Source organism: Streptomyces sp. AA4 (assembly GCF_000158875.1).
Lineage (GTDB): Bacteria > Actinomycetota > Actinomycetes > Mycobacteriales > Pseudonocardiaceae > Amycolatopsis.
This window is the reverse complement of sequence record NZ_GG657746.1, coordinates 3,477,674-3,496,783: the sequence shown is the minus strand read 5'-3', so window position 1 is coordinate 3,496,783 and position 19,110 is coordinate 3,477,674. Positions and strand designations below refer to the sequence as shown.

Here is a 19,110-nt window from a genome sequence, read left to right as displayed (position 1 = left end):
CGGCACCCTACTTGAGTATTTTTGATTGGTCTATGCGTTATAGCGCAGATTCGATCATCCAGTCGAGTCCGCCCGCCCTCTAGGATGAGCAGCGACCCGGCCCCGACCAGGAACGAGAGACCCGGCATGACGCCCCAGCAACGCCTGAACGCCCTGCTCGAATTGGTGAGCGAACGGGGCAACGTCACGATCGCGGAGATCGGCGACGCGCTCGGCATCTCCCCCGCGACCGCGCGGCGGGACCTCTCGATCCTCGCCGACCAGCGGCTGATCACCCGCACGCACGGCGGGGCCGCCGCGCTGGGCACCGGCTACGAGCTGCCGCTGCAGTACAAGATCGCCCGGCAGGCCGAGGCCAAGACCGCGATCGCCGCGCGCGCCGCGGACCTCGTGCGACCAGGCGAAACGGTCGGCCTCAACGGCGGGACCACGACCACCGAGGTCGCCCGCGCGCTGGGCAAGAGCGAGCGGTTCGTCCGCAGCGACGGCGAAACCGGGCTGACCGTCGTGACCAACGCGCTCAACATCGCCTACGAGCTGTCCGTGCGCGCGCAGGTCAAAATCGTCGTGACCGGCGGCGTCGCGCGGCGGCAGTCCTACGAACTGGTCGGCTCGCTCGTCTCGGAAGCGCTCTCGGCGTTCGCGCTGGACACGGTCATCCTCGGCGTCGACGGACTGAGCGCGCAATACGGCGCGACCACCCTGCACGAGGGGGAAGCCGAGGTCAGCAGGCACTTCAGCCAGGTCGCGCGGCGCGTGATCGTGGTGGCCGACGCGACGAAGCTGACCAAGGCCACGTTCGCCCGCATCTGCCGGCTCGACGCGATCGACGTCCTGGTCACCGACGCCGAGGTGCCCGCCTCGTTCGCCGCCGACCTCGCCGCGGCCTCCGTGGAGCTGGTCGTCGCCGCGTGAGCGGCCCCGCCACCCATTGCGCATTTATGATTGATTTGCCATCATGCAGATCAATATCACGCAGAGGTGAGGTGGCGACGTGGTGAACCCCCGGGTGCTGCGGGTCGGCGTGGTCGGCGTCGGCCTGCGAGCCGAGATCGCCCGGCACGTGGCGGAATCCGGGGTCGCGGCGGAGATCGTGGCCGCTTCGGACCCCGACGAACACGGCCGGGCGCGAGCACGCGAAATGTTCGGCGACGTCGAGATCGGGTCCGAGCATCACCAGCTCGCGAACCGGGTCGACGCCGCGATCGTGACGTCCCCGGACTGGACGCACGCGGAGATCGCAGTCGACCTGCTCCGGGCCGACGTAGCGGTGTATCTCGAAAAGCCGCTCGCCACCACGCTTCCGGACGCGGACGCCGTACTCGCCGCCGCCCAGGAAACCGGCAGCAAGCTCTACATCGGACACAACTTCCGGCACGCCGCGGTCGTCCGCACGCTCCGCGACGTCGTGACGCGCGGCGAGATCGGCGAAGTGAAAGCCGTGTGGTGCCGCCATTTCGTCGGCAACGGCGGCGACTACTACTTCAAGGACTGGCACGCCGACCGCAGCCGCGTGAATTCCTTGCTGCTGCAGAAAGCCAGCCACGACCTCGACGTCATCCACTACCTCGCCGGCGGTTTCACCCGGCGCGTCACCGCGATGGGCGACCTGGCCGTCTACGGCAAGATCACCGACCGAAGCGGCCAAGGCGACCGTCTCGCCGACGACTGGTTTTCCTTCGACAACTGGCCTCCGGCCGCGCAAACCGGCCTCAACCCGGTCGTCGACGTCGAGGATCTGTCGATGGTCCACATGCGACTCGACAACGGCGTCCTGGCCAGCTACGAACAGTGCCATTTCACGCCCGACTACTGGCGCAACTACACCGTGCTCGGCACCGAAGGCCGCGCGGAGAACTTCGGCGACACCGGCGGCGGCGTGGTGAAAGTGTGGAACCGCCGCCGCAATTGGGCCCGAGACGGCGACCGCGAATACCCGATCGACGGCGTCGAATCCGGCCACGCCGACGCCGATCTCCTGACCATGACTGAATTCCTGCGTTACGTGGTGCACGGCGATCCGCCGGAGCTGTCGCCGATCGCCGCCCGCGAAGCCGTGGCGGCGGGCGCGCTCGCCACGCAATCCCTTCGTTCCGGCTCCGTGCCGGTCGACATCCCTCCCCTGCCCGAAACGGTAGCCGCCCATTTCTCCCCGCCGGAAGGAAACCGCAGATGACTTCCCTCTCCCACTGTCCCCGCTAGCGCAAAGGGAAGGAACGCGAAACCCATGCGCGTGCGCACTCTGACCCGGCGCGGATTTCTCCGCGGCACGGCTGCGCTGGCCCTGGTGCCCGCAGCCGCGGCGTGTGCCGAGGCCCCCGCCGCAACGTCCGGGCCGGTCACCGTCGAAATGTGGCACGGCCAGAGCGACACCGGCCTCAAAGTCCTCAAGCAACTGGTCGCCGCGTTCCAGCGCGAGCACCCCGACATACGGATCGACCTCGGCGGCGGCGTGCTCGCCGACGCCATGCTGCAGAAGGTGACCGCGGCGCTCGCGTCCGGCTCCTACCCGGACATCGCGTACATCTTCGGCTCCGACCTCGCCAGCATCGCCCGCAGCCCGCGCGTGGCCGACATGGGCGACGTCGTGCACGGCCAGTTCTGGAAACCCGCGCTCGAAGCCGTCACCGTCAACGAGCGGGTCCGCGCGGTGCCCGCGATGCTCGACTCGCTCGCCGTCGCCTGCAACAGGAAACTGTTCCAGCAGCACGGCGTTCCGCTGCCGGACGAATCCTGGCGCTGGCAGGATTTCGTGGACACCGCTAGGAAACTGACCGACCGGAACCAAGGCCAGTTCGGCACGGCCTGGCCCGGCGCGGGCGACGAGGACACGGTCTGGCGGATCTGGCCGATGATCTGGGACCTCGGCGGCGCCATCGTCGGCCAGGACGGCCGCAGCATCGGCTTCGCCGACAGCGGCGTGCGTGCGCTCGAGGTGATCCGGAAACTGGCCGCCGACCGCAGTGTCTACATCGACCCGAAACCCGGCTCCGAGCAGATGTACCAGGCCTTCGCCTCGGGCCGGATCGCGATGGTGCCGACCGGTCCGTGGCAGCTGCCCGACATCGCCGACGCGGGACTCGACTACCACATCGTCCCGCTGCCGACGTTCACCGGAAAGCCGATCACGATCTCCGGCCCGGACACCTGGACGGTCTTCGACAACGGCGACCGGCGCCTCGCCGCGGCCAAAACCTTCCTGCGGTGGCTCACCGCGCCGGCCCAGGACGTCGTCTGGGACGTCGGCGCGGGCAGCCTCCCGCTGAGCGCCGAATCGCAGCGGCTTCCGGAGTGGCAGCAGAAAACCCAGGACACCGCCGGGCTTTCGGTCTTCGTCAAGTCGCTCGAGAACTCGCACGTCCGCGCGAACCACCCGGCCTATCCGCAGGTTTCGCAGGCAGTCGCCGCGGCCATCGTCTCCGTGCTGCTCGGGCGCGCGACCCCCGCCGATGCCATGCGCGACTGCGCTTCCGCGGCCAACGCCGCCCTCATCATCCCCCGTTAGGACCCCGCCCATGTCCGTACATCCCGGCCCGATCACCGTCGCTCCGGCCGCCAAGACCCGGCGCCGCCGCGAAACCGCCGCCGCCTGGGCCTACCTGAGCCCCTCGGTCGTCGTCATCATCGGCCTCGGTCTGGTGCCCGTCGTGTGGTCGCTGATCCTGTCGTTCCAGGCCGACGACCTCGTCACCCCGTCCCGGTTCGTCGGCGTCGACAACTACGCGGCGCTCGCGCAGGACCCGCACTTCGGCCAAGCGGTCGGCAACACGCTGCTGTACACGGCGTTATACGTTCCGCTGAGCATCGTCCTCGGCCTCGCGCTGGCGCTCGCGCTGAACCGGCGGGTGCGCTTCATCGGCGCGTACCGGACGTTGATGTTCGTTCCGTTCGTGCTGTCGGCGACCGCGCAGGGCGTGCTGTTCTCGTTCATCCTCGACCCGGAATTCGGCGTCGCCAACTCGCTGCTGCACCGGATCGGCCTGAGCCCGCAAGGGTTTCTGACCGATCCGTCGCAGGCGCTGCTGGTCCTGGTCGCCATCACGCTGTGGAGCGGCACCGGGTTCTGCATGGTCGTCTTCCTGGCCGCGCTGCAGGACGTGCCGCCGTCGCTGATCGAAGCCGCGCGGCTGGACGGCGCCGGCCCGTTCCGCATCCTCCGGCACGTGACCCTGCCCGCGGTGCTGCCGGTGACCACCTTCCTGACCCTGTGGCAGCTGATCCAATCGCTGCAGGTCTTCGACCTGACGTACGTCACCACGAAGGGCGGGCCGCTCGGCTCGACCACGGTGATCGTCTACTTCATCTGGCAGCAGGCCTTCCAGAACTTCACCGCCGGATACGGCGCCGCCGCGGCCTACGTGCTCGCGGTCGTGCTGCTGGCGCTCGGGCTGGGCGTCCGGCTGCTGCGCCGTACCAAGGAGGTCCGATGACCACGCGCACGCACGTCGCGCCGGTTTCCGCGGCTCAGCTGCCCGACGTGCTCCGTCGGCCCCGGCGCTGGCGGCTCCCGTTCAGCCCGTGGCATCTGCTGCTGGCCCCGCTGGCGCTGGTGTTCGCCGCTCCGCTGGTGTGGCTGCTGCTCAGCTCGGTGATGAGCAACGCGGAGATCAACCGGTTCCCGCCGTCGCTGTGGCCGTCCGGGATCGACTTCTCCGGCTACCGGTACGTGCTGGAGAACACGCTGTTCCTGCGCTGGTTCTCGAACTCGCTGATCGTGTCGGTCGTGACCGTGGCGGCCAACCTCGTGTTCGGCTCGCTCGGCGGCTACGCGTTCGCGCGCATGCGGTTCCGCGGTTCGAAGGTGATGCTCGGGCTGATGATGGCGACCATGGCGGTGCCGTTCCAGCTCACCATGATCCCGACGTTCCTGGTGATGAAGAAGCTCGGCCTGATCGACTCGCTCGGCGCGCTGATCGTCCCGTCGCTGGTCACGCCGTTCGCGGTCTTCCTGTTGCGGCAGTTCTTCCTTTCGCTGCCGCGAGAACTGGAGGAGGCGGCCTGGATCGACGGCTGCTCGCGGCTGCGGGTGCTGCTCCGGATCGTGCTCCCGCTGTCGCGGCCCGCGCTGAGCACCGTCGCCGTGCTGACCTTCCTCAGCACGTGGAACGACCTGACCTGGCCGTTGATCGCGATCAACCACGACACCCAGTACACCCTGCAGCTCGGCCTGACCACCTTCCAGGGACAGCACCACACGAACTGGGCGGCGGTGATGGCCGGGAACGTCATCACCGTGGCGCCGGTGCTGCTGGCGTTCCTGGGCGCGCAGAAGACGTTCATCCAGTCCATCACCTCCAGCGGCCTCAAGGGCTGACCGGTCATCAAGAGGAATCACGCATGCCGCACCGCTTCGACCTGCTCGTGCTCGGCGACGTCAACCCCGACGTCGTCCTCGGGCCGCTGACCGGGGACCTCGACTTCCGGCAACGGGAGCACCTCGTCGGCCACGGTTCGCTCACCCTCGGCGGGTCCGCCGCGATCACCGCCGCCGGGGCCGCCCGGCTGGGGCTGGACGTCGCGTTCGCCGGGCGGGTCGGCGACGACGCCGCCGGTCGCTTCGTCCGCGACCTCCTCGACGACCGCGGCGTCGACACCCGGGCGCTCACCGTCGATCCCACGCTGCCGACCCCGCTCACCGCGATCCTGACCCGCGACGGCAGCCGGGCCATCGTCACCAGTTCCGGAGTGCTGGACGCGGTGTCGGCGGCGGACGTCCCCGCCGAGCTGCTCGCGAGCGCCCGGCACGTGCACGCCTCGTCGTACTTCCTGATGCCCAAGCTGGCCGCCGGGCTGCCCGAACTGTTCCGCACCGCGCGGGCGCACGGCGCGACCACGTCGCTGGACACCAACGACGACCCGGCGCGACAGTGGGATCCCAGCGGCATCCAGCTGGTACTTCAGGAGACCGACTTCCTGCTGCCCAACGCCGCCGAAGCCGTTGAGTTGTCCGGGAAATCCAGCCTCCTCGACGCCGCCGCGCATCTCGCCGCACCGGGTCCGACTGTCGTGGTCAAGAACGGGGCCGACGGCGCTCTCGCGCACCACCGCGGCGAAACCATCACGGTTCCCGCGTCCCCGATCACCCCGCTCGACACCGTCGGCGCCGGGGACAGCTTCAACGCCGCGTTTCTCGCCGCGACACTGCGCGGCCTGCCGCTTCGCGACGCGCTGCGGGCCGGGATCGAGGGCGGCGGCCGTTCGACTCTCGCGCGCGGCGGGATCGACGGCCAACCCACTTGGAACGAGCTCAACCTCACTGAAACGGAAAACGCATGACCACCAAGATCACCTTCGTCGGCGCCGGCAGCGTCGTGTTCACCCAGGGCCTGCTCGCGGATCTCTTCGCCTACCCTGAACTGGCCGAGGTGCACGTCGCGCTGCACGACATCGACCCGGAACGCCTGCGCACCGCGCACGCGGCGGCCGGTCGCATCGCCGAATCCCGCGGCGCCAAGCCGGTCCTCACCGCGCACCTCGACCGTCGCGAAGCCCTCGCGGACGCGGACTTCGTCGTCAACATGGTCCAAATCGGAATGGGCGAGGCCACCCGCGTCGACTTCGACATTCCCGCGCGCTTCGGCGTGAAGCAGACCATCGGCGACACGCTCGGCGTCGGCGGGATTTTCCGCGCCCTGCGTACTTTCCCGTTCCTGCGCGCGCTCGGCGAGGACATCGCGCAGGTGTGCCCACAGGCGTGGCTGCTGAACTACACCAACCCGATGGCGATGAACGTGCAGTACCTCTCCGAAACGCTCGGCCCGGACCGGGTGGTCGGCCTGTGCCATTCGGTGTACTGGACGGTGCACGACCTGGCCAAACTGCTGGAGGTGCCGCTGTCGGAGGTCACCTACCACGCCGCGGGCGTCAACCACCAGGCCTGGGTCCTGCGTCTGGAGCACCAGGGCGCCGATCTGTACCCGCGGCTCGCCGAACTCGCCGAGGACCCGCAGCTGCGGCGGCGCGTGCGGTTCGACATGTTCCGGCGGCTCGGCTACTACCCCACCGAAACGAGCGAGCATTCCTCCGAATACGTGCCCTGGTATCTCGGCCACGCCGGCGAAATCGAACGGCTGCGGCTGCCGATCGGCGCGTACCTGGACGTCGTGGCGGAGAACGAGGCCGAATACGAACGTACCCGCCAGGCCGTCGAACGCGACGAACCGCTCCCCGTCGAGGGCACCAACGAATACGCGCCGCAGATCGTCCACAGTGTCGTCACCGGCACGCCGCGGACCGTTTACGGCAACGTGCTCAACCGCGGGCTGATCCCGAATCTGCCCGCGACCGGCGCGGTCGAAGTGCCGTGCCTCGCCGACGCCACCGGCATCCGGCCGACGCGCGTCGACGCGCTTCCGCCGCAGCTGGCCGCGCTCAACCGCACCTACCTGAGCACCACCGAACTGGTGGTGCGCGCGGCGATCGAGGACGATCCCCGGCACATCCGGCACGCCGCGATGACCGATCCCGCGACGGCGGCCGCGCTGCCGGTCGAACGCATCTGGGAACTATGCGACGAAATGGTGCTCGCGCACGGCGACGCGCTCCAGCCCGGATTGCGGAAAACGCTGGGCCGCTAACGAGTCTTGACGGCGCGGCGCGGTGATCCGCTAAACTTCCGGTGCCTGCCGGACGGGCAGGTGCCAGAAGTACGCCCAGCCGGTAATGCGGTTTCGCCCGCGAGCCCGGACCCAGTCGCCAGGATGTCTTCGGCACTTCCGAGGCGGGGCCGTACTCACCATCGCTGGAGTCACCAGATGCCTTCGCTCCCTGGTCGGATTTCTCGCGGAACCGCGGCGGCCGCCCTGCTGATCGGCAGCTCGGCTTGCACGTTCGGAGCCGCGGGCACGGCGGAAAGCGCGCCGCTGCCCGCGCCGCAGAGCCAGGTCGCCCTGCCTGCCCCGCACGCCGGGTTCGACTACCAGATCGGCGGTCCTTACCAGCCGACGGCCGACGTGCAGGTGGTCAGCCGCGACCACAGCGTCCCGGCCGCCGCCGGGGTGTACAACATCTGCTACGTCAACGCTTTCCAGGCCCAGCCCGGCGCCGAAGGCGAATGGGGCGACCTGGTCCTGCGCGACGGCAACGGCGACGTCGTGAAGGATCCCGATTGGAACGAGGCGCTGCTCGACCTGCGCACCGAGGACAAGCGGAACCGGGTCGCGGCCAAGGTCGGCGGGTGGATCGACGACTGCGCGGGCAAGGGTTATCAAGCCGTCGAGCCGGACAACTACGACAGCTTCACCCGGTCCCATGGCCTGCTCAGCGCCCGGAACGCCCAGGACCTCGCGAAGCTGCTTTCCTCGCGCGCGCACGGGAAAGGCCTCGCGATCGGCCAGAAGAACACCTCGGAACTGTCGTCGTCGCGCGCGGACAACGGGCTTGACTTCGCCGTCGCCGAGGAATGCGGCGAGCAGGACAACTGCGCGGAGTACACGAAGTATTTCGGCAACCACGTGATCGTCATCGAATACACCGGCGACGGTTTGCGCAACGCGTGTGCCAAGTGGGGCAGCACTCTCAGCATCGTCCAGCGCGACCGGGACGTGAAGCCGAAGGGCGATCCCGCCTACGTCCGCGAAACCTGCTGAGGCTTCCGCCGTCCTGCCAGCGTCGCCGCGCGGATGCTGGCAGGGTGGCGGAATGGCCGACGAGTACCCGTTCGACAACGCAAGCGCCCCGGCGAGCGACCGGATGGCCGCGCTGGAAGCCAGCTACGACGCGACGACCGTCCAGCACCTGAGCGATCTCGGCGTCGGCGCGGGATGGTCCTGCTGGGAGATCGGCGCCGGCGGCGGATCGATCGCCCGCTGGCTGGCTCAGCAGGTCAGTCCGGCAGGCCACGTGCTGGCCACGGACCTCGACCTGCGGCTGCTCGCCGACCTGCCCGCGCCCGTTTCGGCGGTGCGGCACGACGTCCGCACGGAACCGCTCCCGGACCGGAAATTCGACCTGATCCACGCCCGCCTGGTGCTGATCCACTTCCCGGAACGGGACGACCTGGCGGCGAAACTCGCCGAAGCGCTCGCGCCGGGCGGTTGGCTGGTCCTCGAAGAAATCGAACCGCGCGGGCAAACCGTGCTCGCCGCGCCCGACGAGGCGAGTGCGGCGGTTTTCGGTTCCGTGCAAGGCCGAATCCTGGACCTGCTCGAACGAGCGGGCAGCGACGCGGCATGGGCCGGGCGGCTGCCCGAGGTGCTCGCCGGGGCCGGATTGCGCGACGTCGGCAGCGCGCGGACCACGACGAGGTGGCCGGGCGGCGGGCCGGAAATCCGGTTGCTGGCCGCGAATTCGGTGGAGCTGGCCGACCAGCTGGCCGCGGACGGCGTGCCGCCGGAGGAACTCGAGCAGTTCCGCCGGGTGCTCGCCGATCCGCGGTTCGCCGTCTCGTCCTATCCCCTCGTGTCGGCGTGGGGACGCCGTTAACGACGGCGCGAGATCGCCACCCCGGCGAGGCAGAGCACACCGCCGACGAGGCCGTACGCGGTCGGGGTTTCCGACAGCAGCAGCCAGGACAGCAGCACGGCCACCGCAGGCACGGCGTAAGTCACCATCGTGAGCCGACCCGCGTCCGTGCGGCGCAGCGCGTACGCCCACGCGGTGAAGCCGACGGCGGTGGGGAACACTCCCAAGTAGACGCTGCCGAGCACCGCGCCTGTCGGGGCCCCCTGCAGTTCGCCGATCAGTTGCGGCGTCCACGGCAGCAGAGCCACGGTGCCGACGACGCAGCCGAGCCAGATCGCGGTCAGCCCGTCGACGTGCCGCAACGTGATCTTCTGGACCATGACTCCGGCCGCGTAGAGCACGGCGGCGAGCAAGCACAGCAGGACGCCCGCCCAGTCGTTGCTTCCGGTGGCCCCGGTCGCGATCAGCGCGGCCCCGGCCAGCGCAACGAGCGAGCCGATGACGAGCGAGCGCGAGAAGCCTTCGCCGAGGAACTTCCCGGCCGCGACGGCGACCATCAGCGGCGCGAGGTTCACCAGCAACGCCGCGGTCCCGGCGTCGACGTGCCGCTCCCCCGCGTTGAGGACGACGGTGTACGCGGCCAGCCACAGTACGGCGTATGCCGCGACCAGCAGAAACGCCTTCCGCGACAGCCGCACTCGGACGGCGCCCTTGACGACGGCGAACACGGTGAGCGTCACGGCCGCGACGGCGAGCCGCAGCAGCGCCAGCGGTGCCGGGGACAGCGCGTGCCCAACGCTGCGGATGGCGACGAACGACGACGCCCACAGCACGACTGCCAGCCCCGCGGCGGCCGCGATCTTGCCGAAGTCGGTCTTGCCGGCGGGTTGAACGGTTTCCACGAGATCGGTCACCTGGCCATCGTCGCCTCGCGCGGCTGTACAGCACAAGCGATGAGTTCTGTACCTCCGTTAAGAGCTGCTGTACATTCGCGGCATGCTGGACATTCCCCGGCTCCGCGTGCTGCGCGCAGTCGTCGCCTCCGGGTCGATCCGCGCGAGCGCCGCCGCGCTCGGCTACACACCGTCCGCGGTGAGCCAGCAAATCACCACGCTGCAACGGGAGACCGGGCTGCAGCTGTTCGAACGGTCCGGCCGCGGCATCGAGCCCACCGAGGCCGGACGGACGCTCGCCGCCGAGGCCGAGGCGCTGTTCGAGTCCTTCAGCCGGGTCGAGCAGGTCGTCGCCGAACTGCGCGCCGGACGCGTCGGCCGGCTCTCGATCGGCTACTTCGGCTCGGCCGGTTCGACGTGGCTGGCTCCGACCGTCGCCGCGCTGCGCGCCGAGTTCCCCGGCCTGCGGCTGGACCTGATGCTGACCGAGTTCACGCCGGGCGACCCGGACATCGACATCTTCGTGGAGGAAACCGGGGCCGAGCACCCCGGGTCGGTCGTCGTGCACCGGCTGGCCGAGGACCCGTACCTGGCGGTCGTCCGCCTCGACGACCCGCTCGCCGGGCTGCCGGAGGTGCCGCTGGCCGCGCTCGCCGAACGGCATTGGGTGGACAACGACCTGCGCGAAGGCCCGTGCCGGCAGGTCCTCCTCAACGCCTGCACGCAGGCCGGGTTCTCGCCGAGCTTCGTGGTCGAAACGCACGACTACCGGACCGCGATGTCTTTCGTGGCAACGGGAATCGGGCTGACGGTCGTGCCGGAGCTGGGCATCGGCGAACTCCCGGACGGCCTCACGACCGTCGCGCTGACCTCGCCCGCGCCGGTCCGGCACCTCAGTCTCGCGGTGAAGAAGCCGATCGCGGAGCACCCGGCCGCCCGGCGTGCGGTGGAACTGCTGGAAAACCTGGTGTGCACGGGGAAAACCCGCGTCGGCTGACGTCGGCACGCCCATTCCCGGCGAGGAAACAAGGCCCGCTCCGGTAACGAATGCACCACATTCGCGCCGCGAATGCGCGGCCGCCACCCCGAACGGACCAGTCCGTACCGGGTTCCCGCCGGACGACCGGCGGAAGCCGTGTCACCGGAACGGGTTGATGGCCCGGTGCCAATTTGTACCGCTCTTTCCGCGCCGACCAGGGCGGCTGCCGGATAACCCTCTTCGTTACACCCCGATCGGGTAGGGATGACTCACGCGCAGTCCCCGTTTTCCCGGCCCGCACCCGCCGCTGTCACCCTCCCGAGGAGAGCCGAACCCCCGGGTTGGCGGATTGGCCGGGGCACCCCCGCCGTGCGGGAATGGTGTCACCGTCCGACATCGAAGTCGCCCGGTTTTTCCCCAGGGAAAGGGAAGGGTTCGTTTTCATGGACGTCCGGTACGAGGCTTTTTGCTTCGCCGATCCGCTGTTCTTCGACGAACCGCGGGAAACCCCGGGCGCGGCCGGCGACCTGGCCGCGGGCTTGCCCCAGCCGGGACCCGAATGGACGGTCGAGACCCGCGGGATCTGGCGTTCGCTGCGTCCGGCGGGCCGGAAACTTCCCGCCCAGGGCTGGAAAATCCATGTCTCCGCCGGTCTGGACAACGCCGAGGACGTTCTGGCCCGCGTGCACCGGTACTGCGTGGAGCATCGGGTGGCGTACAAGCACCTGCGCTCGCGCACGATCCTGGTGAGCCGCAATTCGAAATACGCGCCGCGCGAGGGAAGCGGCAAGCTGATCACGATTTACCCGGAGTCCGACGAGCGGCTCTCCCGGATACTGCGCGACCTTTCTTCCGAGCTGGAAGGCGAGCACGGCGCGTATATTCTGAGCGATCTCCGCTACCGCGAAGGCCCGCTTTACGTCCGATATGGCGGATTCGCCGAACAGTGGACCGAACACGCCGGGACCCGGGTGCTGGCAATCCGCCGTCCGGACGGCACCCTCGTGCCCGACCGGCGCGAACCGTCCTTTTCCGTGCCCGACTGGGTGCCGATTCCGGCCTGTTTGGCCGACAGCCTGGCCGCGCGCAAGAACGGCGCGCGATTCCCGTACCGGGTGACCGGTTCCCTGCACTTTTCCAACGGCGGCGGCGTTTATCTGGCCGAACGAGGGGTCGACCAGAAGACCGTCGTGCTGAAGGAGGCACGCCCGCACGCCGGGCTGGACCGGGACGGAGCCGACGCGGTCGCCCGGCTGAACCACGAGCGCGAGGTGCTCGAACGGCTGGCGGACGTTCCGGGGATCCCCCGGGTGTACGAACAGTTCACCGTATGGGAGCACCACTACCTGGCGATGGAGCATCTGCCCGGCATCTCGCTGAGCAGCTGGCTCGCCCGGCACTACCCGCTCACCAGCGGCGCCCGGGGCGAAGGCGATCTCACGGCCTACCGCGACCGCGCGCTGGCCGTGCTGGCGCGGGTCGAACGGATCGTCGCGGACATCCACCGGCACGGGATCGTGTTCGGCGACCTGCACGGGAAGAACATCCTGGTGGACGAGAACGACCAGGTGTCGCTGATCGACTTCGAGCTGGCGGTCGACGCCGATTCGGGCGACCGTCCGGGGCTGGGCGCCCCCGGCTTCCGCGCGCCCGCCGACCGGCACGGGTTCGAGATCGACGAGCACGCACTGGCCGCGCTGCGGCTGTGGGTTTTCCTTCCGCTGGTGCTGCTGCTGGAACTCGCGCCGGGCAAGCTGCGCGGGATCGCGGACTTCGCCGAGCAGCGGTTCGACCTGCCGGACGGGTACGCCGATCGCGTGGTCTCCGTGCTCGCCCCGCGCACCAGCCCGCCCATAGCGCACACTGCGCTCGACGAGTCGCATCCGGACTGGCCGCTGGTCCGCAAGCAGATCGCGGAGGCCATCCTCGCGAGTGCCACCCCGGACCGCGCGGACCGGCTGTTCCCCGGCGACATCGAACAATTCCGCTCCGGCGGCGCGGGGTTCGGCGTCGGAGCCGCGGGCGTGCTGCACTCGCTGCACGTCGCCGGAGCCGGCCGTTATCCGGAATACGAACAGTGGCTGCTCGCCGCGGTGCGCCGGCAACCGCCCGCACGGCCCGGCTTCTTCGACGGCAGCTACGGCATCGCGTACGTGCTGGAGGAATTCGGTTACGCCGAGGAAGCCGACGAACTGCTCGCCGCGGCGCAGTCGCTGGCCGACCAGACCACCGACCACGGCCTGGAAAGCGGACTCGCCGGAATCGGCCTGACCCGCCTGCACTTCGCGACGACCCGCGGCGACAACGAATTCGGCCGCCAAGCGCTGGACGTCGCGGTACGGCTGGCGACCGCCTTCGAAACCGCCGACCCGCCCGGCCGCTTCGCCCGGGCCGGACTGCTCAGCGGCTGGTCCGGACCGGCGCTGCTGTTCCTGCGGCTGTACGAGCACACCGGAGAACCGTCCTGGCTGACCCTGGCCGACCGGGTGCTGGACCGCGACCTGGAGGAATGCGCCCCCGCGTCCGACGGATCGCTCCAGGTCCGCGACGGAACCCTCCGCATGCTGCCGTACGCCGCGGTCGGCAGCGCCGGAATCCTGCTGGTCGCCGAACAGATCGCCCGGCACCTCCCGGACTCCGCGGCGGCCCGCAGCCTGCCCGGACTGCGCGCGGCGTGCCGCGGGGAATTCGTGATCCACCCGGGCTTGCTGTACGGCCGGTGCGGGCTCGCCGCCGCGCTGTCCTTCGCCGAGGAACCGGATCGCGAAGCCATCGACCTGCACCTGGCCCGGCTGTCCTGGCACGGCGTCCCGTACCGCGGCGGGCTGGCCTTCCCGGGCAACCAGCTGCTTCGCCTGTCGACCGACGTCAGCACCGGCAGCGCGGGAGTCCTCCGCACGCTCGCCGCACTACTGGACGGCGCGGAACTGCTGCCCTTCCTGGGCGCCGCACCGTCCCCGCACACCTCCGGCCGATGAGCGCCGGCGGACCCCGAGAGAAGGGAACACCCATGGAACACGTCCTGGAGCTGCAGGCGTTGGAGGCCCCGGAAGCCCTCGAAGGCCAGGGACTGGACCACCACGGCTGCAGCCACTACAGCGCATGGTGCGGCGAAAGCACGCTCAGCCTGCTTCTCTGCTACTGACCGCGCGGGCAGGGCGGGAACGGCGCAGGACAAGTGCGCCGTTCCCGCCCCGTTCATTCTGCACTGACGCCCTGCTGCGGTCTCGGCGGGCGGGCCGAGTATCGCCGGCCACTCGCTGATCACCGGGTCTGCCGACCACCACCGGAGGGAGCGACACGCCCCGACCCGCCGACCATGCCTACTACACGGCCGCTCCCGCCGACCACCGCCTGAGGGAAGCAATACAGCCCGACCGCCGACCGCGCCCGCCACCCCACTGCGGGCACCGCCCGCCGCCCGAGGGCACGACCCCACCCCGACCGCCGACCGCGCTCGCCACACCGCCGCAGACACCACGCTCACCAACCACCGCCCGAGCGAAGCAACACGACCCCGCCGCCAACCACACCTGCCACACCACCGCAAACACCGCCCACCAACCACCGCCCGAGCGAAGCAACACGACCCCGCCGCCAACCACACCTGCCACACCACCGCAAACACCGCCCACCAACCACCGCCCGAGCGAAGCAACACGACCCCACCACCGACCACACCTGCCACACCACCGCAAACACCGCCCACCAACCACCGCCTGAGGGGAGCGACATGGCCCGACCCGCCGACCGGCTGCTGAGGTCGGTCGCCCTCCTCGACCGTCCCCGGCTGGCCGCCGTCGTCGTCACGTCGCTGGTCTCCGCCGCTGCCGGATTGCTGCTGCCCGGCGCCCTCGCCGCGGCGACCGACGCGGTGCTCGGCGGGCGAAGCAGTACCGGTCCGGTGGTGTGGCTGCTGGTCGTGGGCGCCGCGGAGATCGTCGCGGACGCCGTCGGCGTGCTCCTTCCCGCCCGCCTGACCAGCAACGCCAGCGCCTGGCTCCGCCGTCAGGTCACCGACCGGCTGCTCGCGGTGGGCACCAGTTCGCCCTTCGCTCCCGGCGACGCGGTCAGCCGAGTGAGCGGCGATTGCGCGGCCGCCGGCGGCATCGCGGCAGTCGTGGTGCAGCTGATCGCGACCGGCCTCATGTCCTCCGGCGCGGTAGTCCTGCTGGCCCTTCTGGACTGGCGGCTCGCGCTGGTCTTCCTCGGCAGCCTCCCCTTCGCCTTGCTTCTGGCGCGTTCGCACCTGAGGGGCACCGCCAAAGATGTCCTTGCCTACCAACGGGTTTCCGGCGAACTGTCCGCCCGTCTGCTCGACGCCGTGACCGGCCTGCGGACGATCGCCGCGTCCGGCACCGCCGACGCCGAAGCCGCCCGGGTGCTGCGCCCGTTGCCCCGGCTCAACCTGGCCGGCCAAGGCATGTGGCGCACCCAAGCCCGGATGGTGTGGCGAGCCGGTCTCCTGCTCCCGACAGTGGAAATCCTCACCCTCGCCGCCGCCGGATTCGGGGTCCTCGACGGACGCTTGAGCGCCGGGGACGTCCTCGCCGCTCTCGGCTACGTCGCGCTCGGCCTCGGCCTGGTCACGCAAATCCCGTTGCTCACCACGCTTTCCCGCATCCGGTCGGCCGCCCACCGGATCACCGAAGTCCTCGACACCGAGCCTCCGCCGCGCGGCGCCCTCGGTCTGTTGCGAGGAAACGGCACCCTGGAACTCCGCGGCGCGACCGTCCACGGCGCACTCGCCGACGTCAACCTCACCATCCCCGGCGGTTGTTTCGCCGCCGTGGTAGGGAGTTCCGGCTCGGGAAAGTCCACCATGGTCAGTCTGCTGGCAGGTCTCCGCCGCCCCGACGCCGGGCAGGCGCTGCTCGACGGCCGCGACCTCGCCGTGCTGCGTCCGGAGGAGCTTCGAGCCGTGATCGGGTACGCCGCCGCCGAGCCCGCCCTTCTCGGCGCCACGATCGCCGATGCGGTCGCTTATGGCTCGTGGGCCAGCGTCCCGGCGGTCGATGCCGCCTGCCGGACCGCACGGATTCACGACGTACTCGTCCGATTGCCGCAAGGGTACGACACTCCGCTTGCCGAAACCCCGTTGTCCGGCGGGGAAAGTGCCCGGGTCGGTCTCGCGCGTGCCCTCGCGCGGAACCCACGGGTGCTCCTTCTCGACGACGCCACCTCCAGCCTGGACGCCATCACCGAACGCGCCGTGACGGCTGAACTCGGCCGCCGGACTCGGGTCGTCGTGACGCACCGGGCCGCGATGGCCGCACGAGCGGATCTCGTGGTGTGGCTGGCAGCCGGGCAGGTCCGGGCAGTCGGACCGCACGCGCGATTGTGGCAACTGCCGGGGTACCGCGCCGTCTTCACGGAGGAAACGTGAACCCCCGGCACCAACCCACCCGGGGACAACCGACAGCACCCACGACCGTCGGCCGCCGATCTCCGGCAATCGTGACGCACCGAGTCGCGATGGCCGCACAGGCGGATTTGCTGGCATCGCTGACAGCGCGCCAGGTCAGGGCAGCCGCACGCATGAACACCGGGCACCAGCCCGCACGGCGACAACCGACAGCACCCACGACCGTCGGCCGCCGACCTCCGGCAATCGTGACACACCGAGCAGCGACGGCCGCACAAGCGGATTCGTTGGCATGGCTGGCAGCGCGCCAGGCCAGGGCAGCCGCACGCATGAACACCGGGCACCAGCCCGCACGGCGACAAACGACAGCACCCGCGACGCGCCGGGCCGCAGTGGCCGCACGAGCGGATCTGGTGGGGCTGGCAGCGGGCCAAGTCCGGGCGTTCGGGCCGCACACGTGGCAACTGCCGGGACACCGCGCCGCGTTCACGGAGGAAACGTGAACACCCGACACCAACTCACCCGGCGACACACCACCGCACCCGCGACCATGACCGTCGGCCGCCTCTACCGGAACGCTCTCGCCGGGCAATGGCGCGGCGGGCTGGTTCTCCTGGCCTGTTCCGTCCTCGAAGGACTGCCCGCGTTCTTCTCCGGACGGCTCGTCGAACTGGCCGTCAACAGCGGGTTCGCCGCCGGAAAGCCCGGCGTCGGCCTCGGGTGGCTCGGCGTGTTCGGCCTCGCCGCGCTCGCGGGCGCGTTCGGCTCCCGGCTGGTGTGGCGGCAATTGGGCAAGGTCGTCGAGCCCCTGCGCGACGCGCTGGTGACCGCCGTCGTGCGCGGGGTGCTGCATGATCCCGCACCGCCGCGGGGCGGTCCGGACGCGCGCGGCGTCGCGCGGATCACCCAGCACGTCGAGGTCGTGCGCGACGCTACCGGCGGGCTCCTGGTCCAGGCGCGCGGCATGATCGTCACGACCGCGGCGGCGATCGCCGGGCTGGTGAGCGTCGCGGGGCCGCTGACGGTGCCGGTCGTAGTGCCGGTGGTCCTCGCGCTGGCCGGGTTCGCCGCACTGCTCCCCTCCCTCGCGCGGCGGCAACGCGCACTCACGCTCGCCGACGAGGGCACCGCGGCCGCCACCGGCTCGATTTTCGCCGGGATGCGCGACGTCGTCGCCTGTGGAGCCGAACCGGTCGCCGCCCTGACCGCCGACCACGCCGTGGACCGGCAAGCTGAGGCCGCGGTGCGCGTCGCGAGGTCGGCGGCGCTGCGGTCGGTGCTCGTGGCGCTCGGCGGCTTCGTCCCGCTGGTGCTCACGCTCGCCCTGGCGCCGTCGATGGTCGCCCGCGGCGAACTGACCGCCGGGGCCGCGCTGGGCGCACTCGTCTACCTGGCCACCACCTTGCAGCCAGCACTGCGCGGTCTGGCCGCCACCGCGTCGACGGTCGTCCTCCGCTTGCTCGTCGCGCTGCGCCGGCTCGCCGAAACCACCGCCCCGCCCGAACGCCGCCTGGCGACCGAAAGCCCAGCCGGACTCGGGCTCGTCGTGCGCGACCTGACGTTCCGTTGGGGCGCCGCACCGGAACCGGTGGTCCGCGGCCTGAACCTCGACCTGCGCCCGGGCGAGCACCTGGCCGTGGTCGGCCCGAGCGGGATCGGGAAATCGACCCTCGCCGGCCTGCTCACCGGCTTGCTGGAACCGCAGCACGGCGAGGTCCGGCTGGGCGGCGTACGAGCCAGCGAACTGGCCGACAGGCCCCGGCATCTGGTGCTGGTGCCGCAACAGGCCTACCTCTTCGCCGGGACCGTGCGCGAAAACCTGTCGCTGTTCCACCCCGAAGCCTCCGACCGCCGCCTGGCCGCAGCCGCCGAAGCCGTCGGCGCCGCCCCGCTGCTGGCCCGCTTAGGCGGCCTGGACGCGGAACTCGGCCCCGGTGCGGAGGGCCTTTCCGCCGGAGAGGCCCAGCTCCTCGCGCTGGCGAGGGCCTACGCCGCGCCCGCCGGAGTCGTCGTCCTGGACGAGGCGACGTCCACTTTGGACCCTGCCGCGGAGGTCCACGCGGAACGCGCCTTCGCCGCCCGCGGAGGAACCCTGATAGTGATCGCCCACCGCCTGTCGTCCGCGGTCCGGGCGCACCGCGTGCTGCTGATGGACGGACAGGAGACCCTGCTGGGCCGCCACGACGAACTCCTCGCGACGGCACCGCGGTACGCCGAGATGATGCGGGCTTGGCTGCCGGAGCGCTCGCGGCTTGAAGCCAGCTGATCGCTACGTGGAATCGGACCGCCGTGGGGCGCTGCGTTCTGGCCACCGGTGCTCATGACCGTTCGGCTCTTCCGACGGCGGGCCTGCGCGGGCCTCGACGTCGCTGAGTGATTCGGCCCCCGGGAGGATCCCGCCGTTGGGTCGGATTCGACGCGGGGTCGAACAACTCGCTGGAGATGCAGTGCTCTCGATCGCGTTCCCCGAG

At 70.6% G+C, this 19,110-nt stretch carries 15 protein-coding genes; 14 read left to right on the top strand and 1 reads right to left on the bottom strand.

Going from position 1 to position 19,110, the window contains the following annotated elements:
• Window positions 1–126: 126 nt before the first annotated feature.
• The 9 genes from SSMG_RS16135 (at window position 127) to SSMG_RS16095 (ending at window position 9,423) form a co-directional block, all read left to right on the top strand.
• The gene (locus tag SSMG_RS16135) at window positions 127–915 is read left to right on the top strand and encodes a DeoR/GlpR family DNA-binding transcription regulator (RefSeq protein WP_009077536.1); all 789 of its coding nucleotides are present in this window, start codon (window positions 127–129) and stop codon (window positions 913–915) included.
• 79 nt (window positions 916–994) lie between these two features.
• Window positions 995–2,176, top strand: coding sequence for a Gfo/Idh/MocA family protein (locus SSMG_RS16130; protein ID WP_009077535.1), 1,182 nt, complete (start codon window positions 995–997; stop codon window positions 2,174–2,176).
• A 51-nt stretch (window positions 2,177–2,227) separates the two neighbouring features.
• Window positions 2,228–3,505 (top strand): ABC transporter substrate-binding protein, encoded by a 1,278-nt coding sequence (locus SSMG_RS16125; protein ID WP_009077534.1) that lies wholly within the window; start codon window positions 2,228–2,230, stop codon window positions 3,503–3,505.
• Between the two features lie 10 nt (window positions 3,506–3,515).
• Entirely contained in the window at window positions 3,516–4,430 is a 915-nt protein-coding gene (locus SSMG_RS16120; RefSeq protein ID WP_009077532.1) for a carbohydrate ABC transporter permease, read from the top strand.
• Window positions 4,427–5,314: a carbohydrate ABC transporter permease gene (locus SSMG_RS16115; protein ID WP_009077531.1), complete on the top strand. Its 888-nt coding sequence runs from the start codon at window positions 4,427–4,429 to the stop codon at window positions 5,312–5,314. Before SSMG_RS16120 ends, SSMG_RS16115 begins: the two co-directional genes overlap by 4 nt.
• Window positions 5,315–5,337: 23 nt before the next feature.
• Entirely contained in the window at window positions 5,338–6,276 is a 939-nt protein-coding gene (locus tag SSMG_RS16110; RefSeq protein WP_037713841.1) for a carbohydrate kinase family protein, read from the top strand.
• A complete protein-coding gene (locus tag SSMG_RS16105) occupies window positions 6,273–7,577 on the top strand; it encodes an alpha-glucosidase/alpha-galactosidase (protein WP_009077527.1) in 1,305 nt (434 codons plus the stop codon). The genes SSMG_RS16110 and SSMG_RS16105 overlap by 4 nt, the downstream gene beginning before the upstream one ends.
• 177 nt (window positions 7,578–7,754) lie before the next feature.
• The gene (locus SSMG_RS16100) at window positions 7,755–8,588 is read left to right on the top strand and encodes an endo alpha-1,4 polygalactosaminidase (RefSeq protein WP_009077524.1); all 834 of its coding nucleotides are present in this window, start codon (window positions 7,755–7,757) and stop codon (window positions 8,586–8,588) included.
• A gap of 52 nt (window positions 8,589–8,640) precedes the next feature.
• Complete coding sequence (locus SSMG_RS16095; RefSeq protein WP_009077522.1) at window positions 8,641–9,423, top strand: class I SAM-dependent methyltransferase; 783 nt, start codon at window positions 8,641–8,643, stop codon at window positions 9,421–9,423.
• Here the strand turns inward: SSMG_RS16095 and SSMG_RS16090 are convergent.
• The gene (locus SSMG_RS16090; RefSeq protein WP_037713839.1) at window positions 9,420–10,316 is read right to left on the bottom strand and encodes a DMT family transporter; all 897 of its coding nucleotides are present in this window, start codon (window positions 10,314–10,316) and stop codon (window positions 9,420–9,422) included. The two genes, SSMG_RS16095 and SSMG_RS16090, sit on opposite strands and share 4 nt — an antisense overlap.
• Before the next feature lie 82 nt (window positions 10,317–10,398).
• Here SSMG_RS16090 and SSMG_RS16085 point away from each other — a divergent pair, with 82 nt between their 5' ends.
• The 5 genes from SSMG_RS16085 (at window position 10,399) to SSMG_RS16070 (ending at window position 18,905) form a co-directional block, all read left to right on the top strand.
• Window positions 10,399–11,292 carry a LysR family transcriptional regulator gene (locus SSMG_RS16085; protein ID WP_037713837.1) on the top strand — a complete coding sequence of 298 codons (894 nt, stop codon included), beginning with the start codon at window positions 10,399–10,401 and terminating at the stop codon, window positions 11,290–11,292.
• Window positions 11,293–11,717: 425 nt separating this feature from the next.
• Window positions 11,718–14,252, top strand: a complete 2,535-nt coding sequence (gene lanKC / locus SSMG_RS16080) for a class III lanthionine synthetase LanKC (RefSeq protein ID WP_037717304.1) — start codon at window positions 11,718–11,720, stop codon at window positions 14,250–14,252.
• A 32-nt stretch (window positions 14,253–14,284) separates the two neighbouring features.
• On the top strand, window positions 14,285–14,419 hold the full coding sequence (locus SSMG_RS44320; protein WP_086024888.1) for a class III lanthipeptide: 135 nt from the start codon (window positions 14,285–14,287) through the stop codon (window positions 14,417–14,419).
• A gap of 588 nt (window positions 14,420–15,007) precedes the next feature.
• Window positions 15,008–16,660: an ABC transporter ATP-binding protein gene (locus SSMG_RS16075; protein ID WP_009077514.1), complete on the top strand. Its 1,653-nt coding sequence runs from the start codon at window positions 15,008–15,010 to the stop codon at window positions 16,658–16,660.
• Between the two features lie 478 nt (window positions 16,661–17,138).
• The gene (locus SSMG_RS16070; protein WP_286156959.1) at window positions 17,139–18,905 is read left to right on the top strand and encodes an ABC transporter ATP-binding protein; all 1,767 of its coding nucleotides are present in this window, start codon (window positions 17,139–17,141) and stop codon (window positions 18,903–18,905) included.
• Window positions 18,906–19,110: the final 205 nt, after the last annotated feature.